Source organism: Deinococcus grandis, assembly GCF_001485435.1.
Lineage (GTDB): Bacteria > Deinococcota > Deinococci > Deinococcales > Deinococcaceae > Deinococcus > Deinococcus grandis.
The window spans coordinates 257501-271820 of the sequence record NZ_BCMS01000001.1 but is presented as its reverse complement, the minus strand read 5'-3'; the positions used below and the strand labels follow the sequence as shown (position 1 = coordinate 271820).

Annotated in this window: 11 protein-coding genes (1 of these 11 only partly in view); 6 read left to right on the top strand and 5 right to left on the bottom strand. The window is 68.5% G+C overall.

The features are described from left to right. Positions 1–33 precede the first annotated feature (33 nt). The 5 genes from DEIGR_RS01395 (at position 34) to tnpC (ending at position 5758) form a co-directional block, all read left to right on the top strand. On the top strand, positions 34–1092 hold the full coding sequence (locus tag DEIGR_RS01395; RefSeq protein WP_058974627.1) for a glucose-1-phosphate thymidylyltransferase: 1059 nt from the start codon (positions 34–36) through the stop codon (positions 1090–1092). Between the two features lie 74 nt (positions 1093–1166). Further along, a complete protein-coding gene (locus DEIGR_RS01390) occupies positions 1167–1772 on the top strand; it encodes a YceD family protein (protein ID WP_058974625.1) in 606 nt (201 codons plus the stop codon). Positions 1773–1791: 19 nt separating this feature from the next. Then, on the top strand, positions 1792–2337 hold the full coding sequence (gene moaC / locus DEIGR_RS01385) for a cyclic pyranopterin monophosphate synthase MoaC (RefSeq protein ID WP_407638300.1): 546 nt from the start codon (positions 1792–1794) through the stop codon (positions 2335–2337). A 15-nt stretch (positions 2338–2352) separates the two neighbouring features. Further along, the gene (locus tag DEIGR_RS21020; protein ID WP_058974623.1) at positions 2353–4032 is read left to right on the top strand and encodes a bactofilin family protein; all 1680 of its coding nucleotides are present in this window, start codon (positions 2353–2355) and stop codon (positions 4030–4032) included. Between the two features lie 331 nt (positions 4033–4363). Continuing rightward, positions 4364–5758: an IS66 family transposase gene (tnpC, locus tag DEIGR_RS19535; RefSeq protein ID WP_083523886.1), complete on the top strand. Its 1395-nt coding sequence runs from the start codon at positions 4364–4366 to the stop codon at positions 5756–5758. 217 nt (positions 5759–5975) lie between these two features. Here tnpC and DEIGR_RS01370 read toward each other — a convergent pair whose 3' ends face one another. Next, entirely contained in the window at positions 5976–6365 is a 390-nt protein-coding gene (locus tag DEIGR_RS01370; RefSeq protein WP_046843586.1) for a helix-turn-helix domain-containing protein, read from the bottom strand. 296 nt (positions 6366–6661) lie between these two features. Here DEIGR_RS01370 and DEIGR_RS01365 point away from each other — a divergent pair, with 296 nt between their 5' ends. After that, on the top strand, positions 6662–6913 hold the full coding sequence (locus DEIGR_RS01365; protein WP_046843587.1) for a hypothetical protein: 252 nt from the start codon (positions 6662–6664) through the stop codon (positions 6911–6913). Positions 6914–6973: 60 nt separating this feature from the next. Here the strand turns inward: DEIGR_RS01365 and DEIGR_RS01360 are convergent, their stop codons facing one another. The 4 genes from DEIGR_RS01360 to DEIGR_RS21425 all read right to left on the bottom strand — a co-directional run. Continuing rightward, positions 6974–8458 (bottom strand): carboxypeptidase M32, encoded by a 1485-nt coding sequence (locus DEIGR_RS01360; RefSeq protein WP_058974619.1) that lies wholly within the window; start codon positions 8456–8458, stop codon positions 6974–6976. Positions 8459–8641: 183 nt separating this feature from the next. Beyond that, positions 8642–9913: a bifunctional folylpolyglutamate synthase/dihydrofolate synthase gene (locus DEIGR_RS01355; protein ID WP_058974618.1), complete on the bottom strand. Its 1272-nt coding sequence runs from the start codon at positions 9911–9913 to the stop codon at positions 8642–8644. Positions 9914–9988: 75 nt separating this feature from the next. Then, positions 9989–10933 (bottom strand): manganese-dependent inorganic pyrophosphatase, encoded by a 945-nt coding sequence (locus DEIGR_RS01350; protein ID WP_058974616.1) that lies wholly within the window; start codon positions 10931–10933, stop codon positions 9989–9991. 104 nt (positions 10934–11037) lie between these two features. Beyond that, a protein-coding gene (locus DEIGR_RS21425) for an S-layer homology domain-containing protein (RefSeq protein WP_058974614.1) crosses the window boundary here: on the bottom strand, positions 11038–14320 show its 3' portion. 11 nt of this gene lie beyond the right edge of the window; only the last 3283 of its 3294 coding nucleotides appear in the window; its start codon lies beyond the right edge, outside the window; the stop codon is at positions 11038–11040.

Sequence of the window (14320 nt, the reverse complement as noted above, 5' to 3'; positions counted from 1 at the left end):
AGATGAGAGGCATTACGGACATAAAGTAGAGGCGTGAAAGCGATCATTCCTGCGGCGGGGCTGGGCACACGCCTGCGGCCCCTGACCTACACCCGCCCCAAACCCGTCCTGCGCGTCGCTGGTCAGCCCATCATCGCTCACGCCATCCACACGCTCGTGCAGGCCGGCATCACCGAGATCGGCATTGTCGTTTCAGACATCACCCGCGCCGAGATTCAGCACGCCGTCGAGCACCTCTCCGGCGTGCACATCACCCTCATCGACCAGCACGAGCAGCTCGGCCTCGGGCACGCCGTCCTCACGGCCCGCGAGTGGGTGGGGCAGGACGACTTCTGCGTGTATCTGGGCGACAACCTCTTCGAGCATGGCGCGGCTCCCTTCGTCCACGCCTTCCAGCACGACCGGCCCGCGGCCCTCATCGCCCTGGTGGAGGTCCCCGACCCCACTGCCTTCGGTGTCGCGCAGCTCGACGGCACCCGCATCACCCGCCTCGTCGAGAAACCCAAGGATCCCCCCAGCAACCTCGCCGTGGCGGGCCTGTACTGCTTCACCCCGGAGATCTTCAGGATGCTCGACGGCATGCCGGCGTCGGCGCGGGGCGAATATGAGATCACCGACGGTATCCAGCGGCTCATCGATGCGGGGCTGACCGTGCAGGGTCAACCCGTTCAGGGGTGGTGGAAGGACACTGGGCGCCCCGCTGATCTGCTGGATGCCAACCGGCTGCTCTTGGAACAGCTGGAGGGCGACATTCAGGGTGAGGTCACCGATTCCCGGATCACGGGGCGGGTGGTCATTCCAGCGTCGACCCGCGTGATCCGCAGCAAGATCGTCGGCCCGGTCATGCTGGGTGAGGGCGTCGTGATCGAGGACGCGTACATCGGGCCTTTTACCAGTATCGGTTCGGGCACGGTGGTGCGCGGCGCGGAAGTGGAGCACAGCGTGGTGGATGAGGGCGCGCAGATCGAGCACGTCAGCAAGAGATTGCAGGACTGTCTGATCGGCGTGCGCGCCCAGGTCAGGGGGGGCCGCACGGTGCCCCGCACGCACAAGCTGACGATCAGTGACGCCAGCCTCGTCGAACTCGCCTGACCGCACCGCTCCGCGCCGGGTGTTTTGCGGTGCGGGGCAGGGTTCTGTCAGTCGCGCGGGCCTATGATGAGGGTATGACGGATTCACCTCGGATTCACCTGGGTGCGCTGATGCGGTCCACGCTGGACGACGCGCAGGCAGAAGGGCACCTTGATCACCTCCAGTACGAGCAGGGCGGGCAGCTGCACACCCTGCGCTTCGCGTCCCCGGCGCCCTTCGAGGTGTCGGTCAATACGCTGGGCGGCTCGGAGATGTACCTGCAGGGCTCGTTCGAGCCGGTGCTGATCATGGAGTGCGCCCGCTGCCTGCGCGACGTGGAGGTGCCCGTGGACGTGCAGCTGGGTACGCTGATGCGCTACGAGCCCTCGGCGGAGCAGCCGTACCTGGAGGAGGCCGACACCGGTGAGGAGGTGCTGGTGTTCGGCGATCCGGATCTGGACCTGGGTGCGTACCTCGCGGAGACGACGCTGCTGAGCGCGCCGCTGAGCGTGCTGCACGACGAGGCCTGCAAGGGGCTGTGTCAGGTGTGCGGGCACGACCTGAACGAGGGACCGTGCGAGCACATGGCGCAGGTGCCGGTCGAGGAGATCGACGACGAACTGGGCACCCCGTCGGGGTCGCTGCATGCCAAGCAGAATCCGTTCGCGGCGCTGGCGGACCTGAAGCTCCCAGAGGACTGAGGTGACCCAGAGGACGGAAGTGACACGGCGGACTGAGCTGGCCCAGGGGCAGGACGTGCCGGAACTGACGCATTTCCGGGACGGGCTGCCGCGCATGGTGGACGTCTCGGGGAAGGTCGCCACGGCGCGTGAGGCCACGGCGGAAGCGTGGGTGCGCCTGCCGCCCGAGGCGCGCGCTGCGCTGGAGGCAGGTACAAATCCGAAGGGGGACCCGCTGACGGTGGCGCGGCTGGCGGGGCTGGCGGGCTGCAAGCGCACGGCGGACCTGATCACGCTGTGTCATCCCATTCCGGTGTCGGGCGCGGACGTCCGCGTGACGCTGGAGGAGGCGGGGGTGTACGTGTGGGCGCGGGTCCGCACGACCGCCCCGACCGGCGTGGAGATGGAGGCCCTGACGGCGGTGACGGTCGCGGCGCTGAACGTGTACGACATGCTCAAGGCGGCGAGCAAGGCCATCGAGGTGACGGGCGTGCGGCTGCTGGGCAAGAGTGGCGGCAAGAGCGGCGATTACGCGGCCCCCCCTTCGGGTGGTGTGGCGGCGCCGGGAACTTCCGGCGAAGGTTGAACGTAGAGGCACCGTATGGGCGTGGAGACTCTTCGATCGGGGGATGGGCGGGCGTGGCTGGAGCTGCTGCACCGCGAGGCGGACGGTGACCTGACCCCCGCCGAGACGGCACTGCTGCGCGCCCTCCCGCCGGAGGTGCAGGCGCAGCGTGAGCGGCTGGCGCACGTGGCACCTGCGCTGCGGGCCGTGCCGGAGCTGCCGCGCAGCGTGGCGGCGGACGTCGCGCGCGAGGTACGGCTGTCGGCGCGGCTGGTCTCCCCTCCCCTGCCCCGGTCCCTGGCAGCTCAGGTCGCGGCGGAGGTGGCCCTGTCCGCAAGGATGGCTGACGTGCCAGCCCTGCCCCGCAGTGTGGCATCGGCCATCACGCGGGACGTGCGGCTGGAGCAGGCCCTGACCCGCACGCCCGCGATGCCCGGCAGCGTGGCGGCCAGCGTGGCCCGCAATGTCCGGCTCGGCTCGCAGCTGGCGACCCCGCCGCTGCCGCGTTCGGTCGCGGCCAGCGTCGTGCAGGACCTGCGGCTGGACCGGACGCTGGGGGCGCCGGTCCCCGCGCTGCCGGGCAGTGTCGCGGCCGCCGTGGCGCAGCAGGTGCGCCTCACCCCGCCAGAACAGTTGTCGCCCGCTCCGGCGGCAGCCGCCGCGTTGATCGGGAACCGGCCGCGCAACCCGGCGCCGCTGATCATGGTGGTGTCGCTGCTCGTGGCGCTGACGCTGCTGGCCGTCTCGACCGCGTGGCCAAACCTCGCGGCGGGCGCGCTGGTGCTGCAGACCCTGCTGGCGCAGGTGTCGCCGCTGGCCGGCGTGGGGCTGCTGCTGCTGCTCATGACGAGCGCCGCCGTGACGTGGCGGCCCGCACCCGCCACGCAGCGCTTCGGAGGGCTGGCCTTCGCCGTGAGTGCCGCGCTGACCCTCCCGGCGCTGTACGGGGTGGTCACGCACGGCACGGTCAGTTTCGGGCGGGACGTGGTCGTGCACGGACCCGTGAAGGGCAACGTGCTCGCGGCGGGCGGGAATATCGTGCTGGCCCCCGACGCCCAGGTGGACGGCGAGGTCGTGACCCTGCTCGGCGACATCCGCCGCGAGGCGGGCGCGCAGGTGGGCGGGACCGTCACGGCCCTGCTGGGGCAGGTGCCCGGTGACAGCGCCGCCCGCGAGATCCAGGCGCCGAGCGGGCTGGGCGCCGTGACGGCCGCCGCGTTCCGCCCGGTCCTGGGCTGGCTGGGCGGCGCGGCGTGGCCGCAGGTGTTCGTGGGTCTGACCGGCGGGGCCCTGCTGCTGCTGTTCGTGTCGGGTCTGGCGCCGCTGCTGGCGCGGCGGCAGCGGCACGCGCCGGTGCGGACGCTGGCGCTGGGCGTGCTGTCGCTGGCGGCACTGCTCGGCCCGGCCGGCGGGCTGGCGCTGGCGGGCCTGCTGGGCCCGGCCCTGCTGGCGGCGGCCCTGGCGGTGCTGCTGATCGCGGTGGGCCTGAGCGTCAGCGCGTACGACGCGGGCCGCGCGCTGGCATACCGCGCGGGGCTGCCCGTCCCGGACGCGGTGGGGGCCATGGTGGGCCTGAGTGCCGTGGCGGCCAGCCTGAGCGTGCCTCCAGTGGCGTTCGCGCTGGCGGTGGTGGGCGGCACCTGGGGCGCGGGCACGCTGCTCCTGAGCCGCACCGGCAATCCCCCTGAAGTCCCGCTGGAATCCCAGGCCGCCTGAAGGTCATCCGACGCCGATTGGAGGGCGTGCCGCACCCGTCGGGTTCGACCGGCGCAGGAGGCTCACGGGCGCGGTATGGGCAGCCCAGTGTAGAGGGCGAAACAAACGGCAGTCCGTTTCAGACGGGATGAAAGTGACTCGCCTCCAGCGTGATCGCGTGCTGTCCCCGCTCCCCCTGCTGGACTCGCGGAGTTGCGCAGCAGCGGAAGGGGGAGGGAACCACCGGGCGACGCTGAACGACGAGCAATCACCTGAAGTCCGTCTTATACGGACTCCGACTCGTAACTGCTCAGCAGGGTGATTTTCCGGAGTCGATTGGGTAAGGTGGACCATCAGCGAGGTCCCCTGCCCAAACTGCAAACGACTCGAGGCACGCGTCCGTGAACTCGAAGCCCAGCTCGCTGAGGTGCTGGCTGAACTTCGCACCATCAAAGCTCAACTGGCCCGAAACAGCACCACATCCAGTCAGCCTCCCAGTCAGGACAAGCCCTGGCAGCCCAAGAGTGAGCGCCAGAAGACCGGCCGGTCTTCTGGCGCTCAACCCGATCACCCCGGCAAGACCCTCAAGATGTCCGCGCATCCCGACGTCATCGTCGATCTCCCGGTGACGGGACACTGCACCTGCGGGCAGGCCTGGGATGACGTTCCAGTCGACACCCAGGTCGCTCGACAGGTTCATGACCTCCCCGACCTCCACCTTCAGGTCACCGAATACCGCGCCGACGTCAAGATCTGCCCTGGATGTCGTTCCCGGCAGCGAGCACCCTTCCCCACGCACGTCACGGCTCAGGTGCAATACGGTCCACGGGTCCACGCCTTGACGGTGTATCTGAACGTGGCGCACTTCGTGCCCCTCGAACGCACCAGTGAAATCCTGCACGCAATCTGCGGAGCACGCCCGAGTGATGGCACCATCGCGCTGAACCTGAATCTGGCAGCGGAGCGACTGCAGGACTTTGAAGGGCGACTCAGGACAGCCCTGACACATCAACCGGTGCTGCATGCAGATGAGACCGGCAGCCCGGTGAACGGGAAGCTGCACTGGATGCATGTCGTGAGCTGCGCGCAGCTCACGTTCTACGGCCAGCATGCCCGGCGCGGCCTCGCGGCACTGGAGCACATGAAGGTCCTGCCGAAGTACACCGGCATCCTGGTCCACGACGCCTGGAGCTCGTACTTCAAACTTCCGGCACAGCATGCCCTGTGCGGAGCTCATCTGTTGCGGGAGCTGCGGGGATTGGCCGAACACCATGGGCAGGTGTGGGCTGGCGCACTTCGGGAATCGCTGAGGACGGTGTATCACGACCTGAACGCCGGGACGCTGAGCCCAGAGGCCCGCACGGCGTTTGAACGGCGATTTGATGAACTGCTTGAGGAGGGCTTGCTGGCCAACCCAGCCGCGCCGCCCGTTCCAGGGCGACGCGGTCCGACGAAGCAGTCACATGGGCGGAATCTGGCGTTGCGGTGCCAGCAGCACCGCGCAGCGGTGCTGCTGTTCCTACATGACTGCCGAGTGCCGTTTGATAACAATCAGGCGGAGCGGGACGTGCGGGCATGGTGCGTGAAACGCAAGGTATCTGGAGGATTCCGGTCCGAGGAGGGTGGGTGCAATTTCGCTCGGATCAGGAGTTACATGTCCACGTTGCAGAAGCAAGGTCTCAGCGTCTGGGAGGGCTTGGTCAGCGTGTTCACGGGTGACGTGCTCATGCCTAACTTCAACCCCTGAGCTTGCCCTGCTGAGCAGTTACTCCGACTCATACGGACTCCGATTGAATGGCTTATAAAGCCGTTCAATCCGAGCGGATGCGAGGAGAAGAGAAACGGATTCCGGACGTGGAGTTGGCAGATCGGTGGCGTTCCGATCTGTCAACGAAATAAACGGAATCCGTATCAGACCACAGGAAGCCCCCACCCGTGCAGGTGGGGGTTATTGGCACTGAACGTCAGTTCAGGATGCGTTTGAGGTGCAGGTAGATCTCGTACCAGTCCTGCTTGTCGCGGGGACGTTTTCCGCGCAGTTCGATGCGGGACAGGGTGCGGACCCAGTCGGGCGTGATCTGCGGGCCCAGGGTGGGGTCGGCGACCAGGTCGGCGAGGCCCTTGGGCAGCGCGCCCTCGGTGGACGCACCGTAGAACTCGACCCCTTCGAGCAGGTCGTGAACGGTGATCGCGTACGCGCCGGCCAGGGTCTGGAGGGTTTCCAGGCTGGGGTTGGTGCGGCCGCGTTCGAGGTCGCTGAGGTACGGGACGCTGATCCCGGCGGTCTCGGCGACGTCCTTGAGCCGCAGCCCGCGTTCGCTGCGCAGTTCGCGGAGTCTTTCGTGCAGTTTCATGTTTCACCTCCTCGGCTGCGGCGTGGCCTCACGCCTGGACCGGCCCGCTGGGGGCTGGGGCGCGTGCCGCCTGGGGTTCCGATTGTCTGCCCCAGGGTTTGCCTGTGGGCAGAATACGGGAGCCTTGGTTGGAGTGTAACACCGCCCCCCGCTACGGTCAAGACAGAATAAGGATTAACCCTTCTTGCCCTTCACGATCCCCTCTGCTAATATCGTAATCACAAGAAGGATTCGCCCACAGCAGAATTTCACCCTGCTCGCCTCGCCGCCCCGCCCGGGCGGGAAGGAGTCCCCCCATGCGCGCCCTGGACACCATCGCTGAAAGCATCCGCGTCGGCTACGCCCACCCCACCACCCTCCTGAACACCCTGATTGAGGTCGAGAACGAGGGCGGCCTGGGCGCCGTCCGCCGCGTCGAACGCCAGCTGAACCTCAGCGTCCAGGCGCTACGCGAACGCCAGCACCCCCACAGCGACCTCGCCCAGACCTGGCTGAACTCCGCCCGCGCGTACCTCGTCACGAACGCCCAGCGCCGCCAGGCTGTGTAAGCCGACGAGACCACGAAGGGCGCCCCGACCAGCTGACGGTCGGGGCGTCCTCTTTGCCCCTCAGCTCAGGCTGTAGATCTCGCCGTACTTGCGGGTCAGGTACGCCACGTACGGATCGGCACTCAGGGGCCGCCCGGTGGCCTGCACGGTCAGCTCTGCGGGCGTCAGGCTGCGGCCGTGCTGGTGCACCTGCTCGACCAGCCACGCGCGCAGCGGGCCGTACTCGGCGCGGTTGATGCCCGCCGCGACCCCGGCGTCCTGACGCGCAGCCTCCAGCAGCTGCACGCTCAGGAGATTCCCCAGCGTGTACGTCGGGAAGTACCCGATCAGGCCCGCCGACCAGTGGATGTCCTGCAGCACACCCGACGCGTCGTCCGGCGGCGTGAGACCCAGGTACGCCTGCATCTTCGCGTTCCACGCCTCGGGCAGGTCGCGGACACTCAGGGAACCCTCCAGCAGCGCGAGTTCCAGTTCGAAGCGCAGCATCACGTGGAAGTTGTACGTGACCTCGTCCGCCTCCACGCGGATCAAGCTGGGCTGCACGCGGTTCACCGCGCGGTACAGCGCCGCCGCGTCCAGGCCCGCCGTGACCTGCGGCGCGGCGTCCTGCAACTGCGGGAAGTAGCGCTGCCAGAACGGCAGGCTGCGGCCCAGCAGGTTCTCGAACATCCGCGACTGGCTCTCGTGCACGCCCAGGCTCGCCCCGGCGGACACCGGGGTGCGCTCCCAGCGTTCGTGCACGCCACGTTCGTACATGGCGTGCCCGGTCTCGTGCCAGGTGCCGAACAGGCACGCGGGCCAGTACGCCTCGACGCGGGTCGTGATGCGGATGTCGCTGCGGCTGAAGTTCGACTGGAACGGGTGCGCACTCTCGTCCTGCCGCGCGAAGTCGCCGGTCAGGCCGAAGGCCTCACCCGCCACGCGCCACGCGAACGCCTTCTGCGCGTCGGCGGGGAACGGGCGGGTCAGGACGCGGTAGTCGGCGGCGTCCCTGGCGGCGCGGATCCGCTCCAGCAGCGGCAGCGTGCGGTCGCGCAGGTCCGCGAACACCTCTTTCACCTGCGCGGCGCGCATGCCGGGCTCGTAGTCGTCGATCAGGGCGTCGTAGGGGTGATCGTCGAAGCCCATCAGGTCCGCCTGACGGCGCGCGAGGTCCATCATGCGTTCCAGGTACGGCGCGAAGGACGCGAAGTCGCTGTGCTCGCGGGCGTGCACCCAGGCGTGGTGGGCCTCGTTCTGCGCGCGGGTGCGCTCCTCTACGAACGCCGTGGGGAGGCGCGTGGCCTTCGCGTAGTCGCGCCGCGCGACCCTCACGACCGCCGCCTGCGTGTCGCCGTCGGGCAGCGCGCCGTCCAGCAGCGCGCCGGTTTCGGGCGCGGTGAACAGTTCGTGCGACAGGCCCGCCAGGGTCGCGAGTTGCAGGCCGCGCACGCGGGCCGCCTCGGGCGGCATGGAGGTCTCCTGCTCCCAGGACAGCAGGCTCGCGGCGGCACCCAGGTCGCTCACCTGACCCAGGCGGCGGCTCAGTTCATCGAAGGTGGTCATCACCCCCCAGGGTAGCGCGCCGTGACACCCGGTCCAGCGGGAATGCGGTCATACGGACTCGGATTGAATGGCTTTGTCAGCCATTCAATCCGAGCGGAGCGAGCAGGAGAAAAACGGGTTCCGGGCGTGGAGTTGGCAACCCGGTGCGGTCCCGGGTTGCCAACGAAACAGACGGAATCCGTCTCACTGCCAGCGCTCGCGATCCTCGCTGGCCTCGCCCAGCAGCAGCGGGCGCACCTCGCCCAGCAGGTACAGGCTGCCGCACACCAGCGCCTGCGGGGCGCGCCGGGCGGCCAGGGCCTCCAGCGCCGCCTGCGGGTGGTCCGTGACGGTCAGCGGCACCTCCGGGAAGAGGTAGGCCAGACCGGCCGGGTCCGCCGCGCGGGGACTCAGCGCGGCCCGCGTGAGGATCACCTCTGAAGCCAGGGGCCGCAGGGCCGCCGCGACCCCCGCGAGATCCTTGTCGCCCGCCGCGCCGAACACCAGCGGCATCCGGTCCACGCCCAGGCTCCGCAGGGCCGCCGTGACCGCCTGCGCGCCGTCCGGGTTGTGCGCGCCGTCCAGCAGCACCCGCGTGCCGCGCCACGGGATGACCTCCAGGCGGCCCGGCCACCGGGTCGCCTGCGCGCCCGCCTGCACCTCCCCGGCACTCAGGCCCAGACGCAGTCCCGCCAGCGCCGCCAGTCCCGCGTTCGCCGCGCCGTGCGCGCCCAGCAGCGGCGTACGCAGCGTGACCGTGCCCACCGGGCTGTCCACCGTGACGTCCGAGCCGTCCCAGCCGTGCCCCTGCACGCTCAGGTGCGCCTCCTCGCCCAGCGCCCACAGGTCCGCGCCCTCCGCGCGCAGGATGGGCCGGAGGTCCGCCGCCACGCCCGTCACCGCGGGACGCCCCGCGCGCAGGATGCCCGCCTTCTCCCGCGCGATCGCCTCGCGGGTGTCACCCAGCACCTCGGTATGGTCCAGGCCCACATTCGTCAGGACACTCAGGATGGGGTCGAGGGCGTTCGTGGCGTCCAGCCGCCCGCCCAGGCCGACCTCCATCACCGCGACCTCCACGCCCGCCCCGCGGAACAGCTCTGCGCCCAGCGCCGTGATCACCTCGAAGAACGACGCGCCCACCTCCTCCGCGTGCGGCCGCAGCTCTGCGAGGGCCGCCGCGACCTGCGCCTCCGGGAGTTCCGCACCGTCCACCACGAACCGCTCGGTGAAACGCGTCAGGTGCGGACTGGTGAACAGCCCCGCCCGGACGCCCCCGGCGCGCAGCATGGCCGCCAGGGACGCCGCCGTGGACCCCTTCCCGTTCGTGCCGCCCACCAGCACCGTCCGGAAGCCCCGCTGCGGGTCACCCAGCCGCGACAGCAGCGCCTCGACCCGCCCCAGGCCGGGGTGCATCCCGAAGCGCTGCCGCGCGAACACCCACGCCAAGTCACCAGAGAGGTCACCAGAATCAGTCATCCGTCCAGCATAGGGCGCGTGAACAGCAGAGGGGCCCGCCCCCTGTGCGGGAAGCGGGCCACCGGGTCGGCGGGTTCAGCTCTGCGGCGCGAAGTACCCTTCCAGGGTCGGCACGATCTGCTTCTTGCGGCTGATCCGTCCCCCCAGGTCCGCCACCTGACCGTCCACGCTCGCGCCGAAGGCCTCGCGCAGCACCTTCTCCTCGGTGGCACTCAGGACCAGCGTGCGGTTCGTCTCGTTCAGGATATCCACGACGCTGAGCAGCACGCCGCTCAGGCCGTCCTGCGCCTTGGCCTGATCCATCGCGGCGAGCAGTTCCGCCTGCCGCCCGAACACGTACCCGGGGTTGGTCGTCTCGATCACGCCGATGCCCCAGCTGTGCGGCGCGGCCACCTCACCGAACGGGAACACCTTGTAGTCCATGCGCAGCAGCGTGTCCGCCGGGGTGTCCCCCAGGTCACTCTTCGCGGCGAACATCGCCAGCGCGTACGCCTCAACGTCCTCGACCCCCGCCACGGGCGCCAGGAACGCCACGGCGTCCCGGTCCTCCTGGGTGGTGGTGGGGCTGCGGAAGTGCAGCGTGTCGCTCAGGATCGCGCTGAGCATCAACCGGGCGTCCAGCGCCTCCACGGTCAGGCCCGCCTCGCGGTGCAGGTTCAGCAGGATCGTCCCGGTGCACCCCACCGGCTCGAAGCGAAGGTAGGGCGGCTGCGCGGTCGTCAGGTCACCCAGCTTGTGGTGATCCACAACCCGCGTGACGTTCAGTTCCGCGAGGTTGGGGGTGGACTGGGCACTCTCGTTGTGGTCCACGAGGGCCACGGGCGCCCCGGCGGGCAGTTCAGGCAACACAGCCGGCGCGTCCACTCCAGCTTCCTTCAGGACGAACGCCGTCTCGAAGTTCAGGTCGCCCAGGCGGTACGCGGTCGCGTCCACGCCCTGGCGGGTCAGGAGCCGCGCGTACACCAGCGCGGCGGTGATGGCGTCAGTATCGGGGTTCAGGTGACCAAACACGGCAAGCATGCGGCGATTCTACCGACTCCCGCTCCTGCCAGCGCGGCCCTGCCCGCACAACACCATAAGAAAACCCCCCGCACGGGGCGGGGAGTTCATTCAGCCGGTGAACTTTAGAAGTTGACCTTGTAGGTGATCTTGAAGACGGAGCCCTTGGTGTCAGCAGCGCCAGCGACGACAGCGCCGTTCGCGTCACGCATGCTGAGGGTGCCGTAACCGTAGCCGAAGCTGAGGTCGTAGTAGTTGGCTTCCACGTACAGCAGGCTCTGGTTGATGGTCGCGCCGGTGTTGGAGTCGCGGAAGGAACCTGCGGTCTGCGAGCCGGCAGCCAGGTCCGTCGCGGTGGGGTTGTTCCGGTAGATGCGGTTCTTGCCCTGGTAGCCGGCGTAGTACACGGCCAGCTTGGTGTTGGGGAGCAGGAACTCGTTCAGCTTGACGCCCACGACGTACTTCATGGCGTTGGCGGTGTAGTCGCGGCTGGTCGCACCTGCAGCGTCGTAGAAGTCGTAGCCGCGGTTGTAGTAACCGAACTGACCTTCGAAGCTGGGCTTGAACGCGACGTTCAGGGTGTCGGTGACGACCTTCACACCGAAGGCGGTGGCCAGGCTGTTGGCTGCGGCGGTATCGGTGGTCTGTTCAGCGTAGGTGTCGCTGCTCACGATGCCCTTCACGTCGACCTGGGCAGGACCGAACTTGTTGCTGTACAGCGCGTCGGCGTACACGAAGGTGTTGGTGTAATCCTCAGTGGCGTCCCGGTAGCGCTTCGCGTAGCCGGCACGGAAGCTCAGGCCCTTGACCAGTGCGTCGGCAGCTTTGCCGTCGTGGGCAAGCTCAACGCCGTAGGCGCTGTAGCACAGCACGTCGCTGAAGCTGTTCTGGCTGAAGGTCAGTGCGCGGGCAACCATGTCAACGTCCGTGCTGCGGATAGCGGGCTGCTGCTCACCGCAACCGGAGTTGTCGTTGAACTCGTTGTTGGTCAGGCCGAAGCTGCTGTTGTACTTACGGACGGTGTAGGTGAAGTCGTTGCCCGCGTTGCCGAACTCGCCGGCGTAGTAGGTCATGTAGCCGTCGTTCTGCACCTTGACGCCGTTGGCTTCAACGTTGCGGTAGTACGCGCCGACACTCAAGCCGCGGCCAGGAGTGACGTCTGCGCGGACGTTGGTGCGGATCAGGTTAATACCCTGGTAGTTGGCGTCAATTTCCGGGTCGTTGCTGAAGTCGACGGGCGCAGTGGTTCCGGTCAGCAGTTCGTAGTAGCCGCCGCGTACGGTGACCAGGTTGAACAGGTTCGCCTTGGCAGCGACGCCACGGTTGACAATCGCGGAGGTCTCGGTCGCCGTTTCCAGGGGGCTGGCGCCGTATTCGACGCTGTTGTCCCAGTAGCCGCCCACGTTGAGCAGGCCGAACAGGTCGACTTTGGCCTTGACGCCGAATCCGGTGCGGTTGGCCTCGAAGGGCGCGGTGCTGCCGTTGTCGGTGTCGCGGGGGCTGGCTTCCATGATGCCGGCGGTGGCGTCGTAGCCAGCGCTGACAGTGCGGTAGTTCAGTTCGTACACCTTGACCGGGCCCAGGGTACCGCTGGTCTTGGCGTAGAAGGCCTGCTCTTCACGCTTCACGTTGGTCTGAGCCAGGGTGTCGGCAGCCACGGTGGTGGTCACTACGGTGCTCTTGGCGTACTCGCTGTCCAGCTGCCAGCCAGCCACGGTGCCGTGCAGGTCGGCGCCGAAGGCCGTCACGTCGTTCGTGAAGCTGTTGGTCACGCCAGCGTATGCAGGGGTGGTGCCCGCAGCAGGACGATCGGTGGCGATGTAGTTCGCCGTAGCCACAGCCGCTGCATCAGCACCTTCCTGAAGAACGTGCACGCCAGCTTTCAGGGTACCGACGGGGGTGATGGTGGCGCGGATGCCACGGTAGTACAGGTTGTCGCCGTTCGCGCCGCCCTTACTGCCGTACACACCCTGGAGGGTGGGCTTCAGGCCGCCGATCAGGGGCAGGTTGCTGCCGTCCACATTGACGATGTAGCCGTCGCCGCGACCGTCGGTGTCGTTGTCGCCGAGGTAGTCAGCGAACTTGAACTTCAGGCTCTTGCCGAAGGTGATCGTGACGGGGGTGTTGCCGACGGTGAAGTCAGCGGTGCCCTGGTCGAAGTAGAAGAACAGGGGCTGATAGTTGTAGCCGGTATCCGGGCTGTAGATATCAGGCTGGGGGTACAGGACATCATCGGCGGTGCCGTACTCGCCGTCAGGGCCGGGGGCGGTCGCAGCGTCGTCGGGGAGGCCCGCACGGATGCCGAAGGCGATGTCGACCTTGTTGACGCTCAGGCCGCCGGCGCTCTTGACGTAGGCGCCAGTCGCGGCGCTGGTGTTGGCGGTCAGCTTGCTGCTGGTGCCGAAGTCGATGCTGAAGTCGAGGGTGGTTTCACCTTCGACATGGACGGGGCCAGCAGCGGTGCTGAAGCCGTAGAAGTTGGCGGCGCCGTTGCCCACGAGCACCTTGCTGCCGGTGAAGTCGGCGTAGTCGCGGGGCGCGTCGCTGGTGTCGTCGTCGTCATCCGTGCCGGTGCTGAACACGGTGCCGGGCAGCAGGCGGTCGATGTCCATGTCGCGGTTGGCGCGGGCCACGTAGTAGGTGGCGGTCAGGCTGGGCTTGATGCTGAAGGCGTACTTCTCGAGGGTCGCGACGCGGTTGCTGAGGTCGGTGACCTTGGTTTCCACGGTGGTGACGCGGCCGCCGAGGGCGTCGAAGTCGGCGCGGGCGACGAGGTCGGCCTGGGCGGCTTCGACGGCGCTGACGCGGTCCTGGAGGTTCAGGATGTCCTGGTTCAGGAGGACGGTCAGGTCGTTCAGGGCGGCGATCTGGCTGGCGTTGTCGTCGACGTCGGCACGGAGGGTGTCGTAGTCGTCGGCGCGGGCGGTCAGGTCGTCGATCTGGCTGGTGAGGCCGGCGAGGGCTTCGGCGTCGCCGTTGGCGGCGGCGAGCATCTCGACGCGCTCTTCGAGGCGGGCGAAGTCGTCGCGGCTGACGGCGTTCTCTTCGAGGTCGCTGACGCGCACGCCGAGGGCGGCGAGGTCGGCGGCGAGTTCCTGGATCGCGTTCTGCAGCGCGGTCAGGGTTTCCTCGTCCATCGTGGTGGTGGTCACTTCACCGGTCTTGATCTGGCCCAGGAGGCGGGCGATGATCACGGCGGCTTCGTAACGGGTCAGGTTCTGCGTGCCGCGGAAGGTGCCGTCGGGGTAGCCGAGGAGGATGCCCTTGCTGACGAGCAGGTCAATGGCGTCCTTGGCCCAGTGACCGGCGGGGACGTCGGTCAGTGCGGGCACCTGGGGTGCGCTGGCGGTCGCGGCCGTCTGGGCGGCGGCGGCGCCGAAGGACAGCGCGGCGGTGAGAACGAGCAGG

What these genes read in the sequence shown, in the direction of transcription:
- DEIGR_RS01390 (WP_058974625.1), top strand. Translation starts at nt 1,167, where the DNA reads ATGACGGATTCACCTCGGATTCACCTGGGTGCGCTGATGCGGTCCACG.
- DEIGR_RS21020 (WP_058974623.1), top strand. Translation starts at nt 2,353, where the DNA reads ATGGGCGTGGAGACTCTTCGATCGGGGGATGGGCGGGCGTGGCTGGAG.
- DEIGR_RS01370 (WP_046843586.1), bottom strand. Translation starts at nt 6,365, where the DNA reads ATGAAACTGCACGAAAGACTCCGCGAACTGCGCAGCGAACGCGGGCTG.
- DEIGR_RS01365 (WP_046843587.1), top strand. Translation starts at nt 6,662, where the DNA reads ATGCGCGCCCTGGACACCATCGCTGAAAGCATCCGCGTCGGCTACGCC.
- DEIGR_RS01360 (WP_058974619.1), bottom strand. Translation starts at nt 8,458, where the DNA reads ATGACCACCTTCGATGAACTGAGCCGCCGCCTGGGTCAGGTGAGCGAC.
- DEIGR_RS01355 (WP_058974618.1), bottom strand. Translation starts at nt 9,913, where the DNA reads ATGACTGATTCTGGTGACCTCTCTGGTGACTTGGCGTGGGTGTTCGCG.
- DEIGR_RS01350 (WP_058974616.1), bottom strand. Translation starts at nt 10,933, where the DNA reads ATGCTTGCCGTGTTTGGTCACCTGAACCCCGATACTGACGCCATCACC.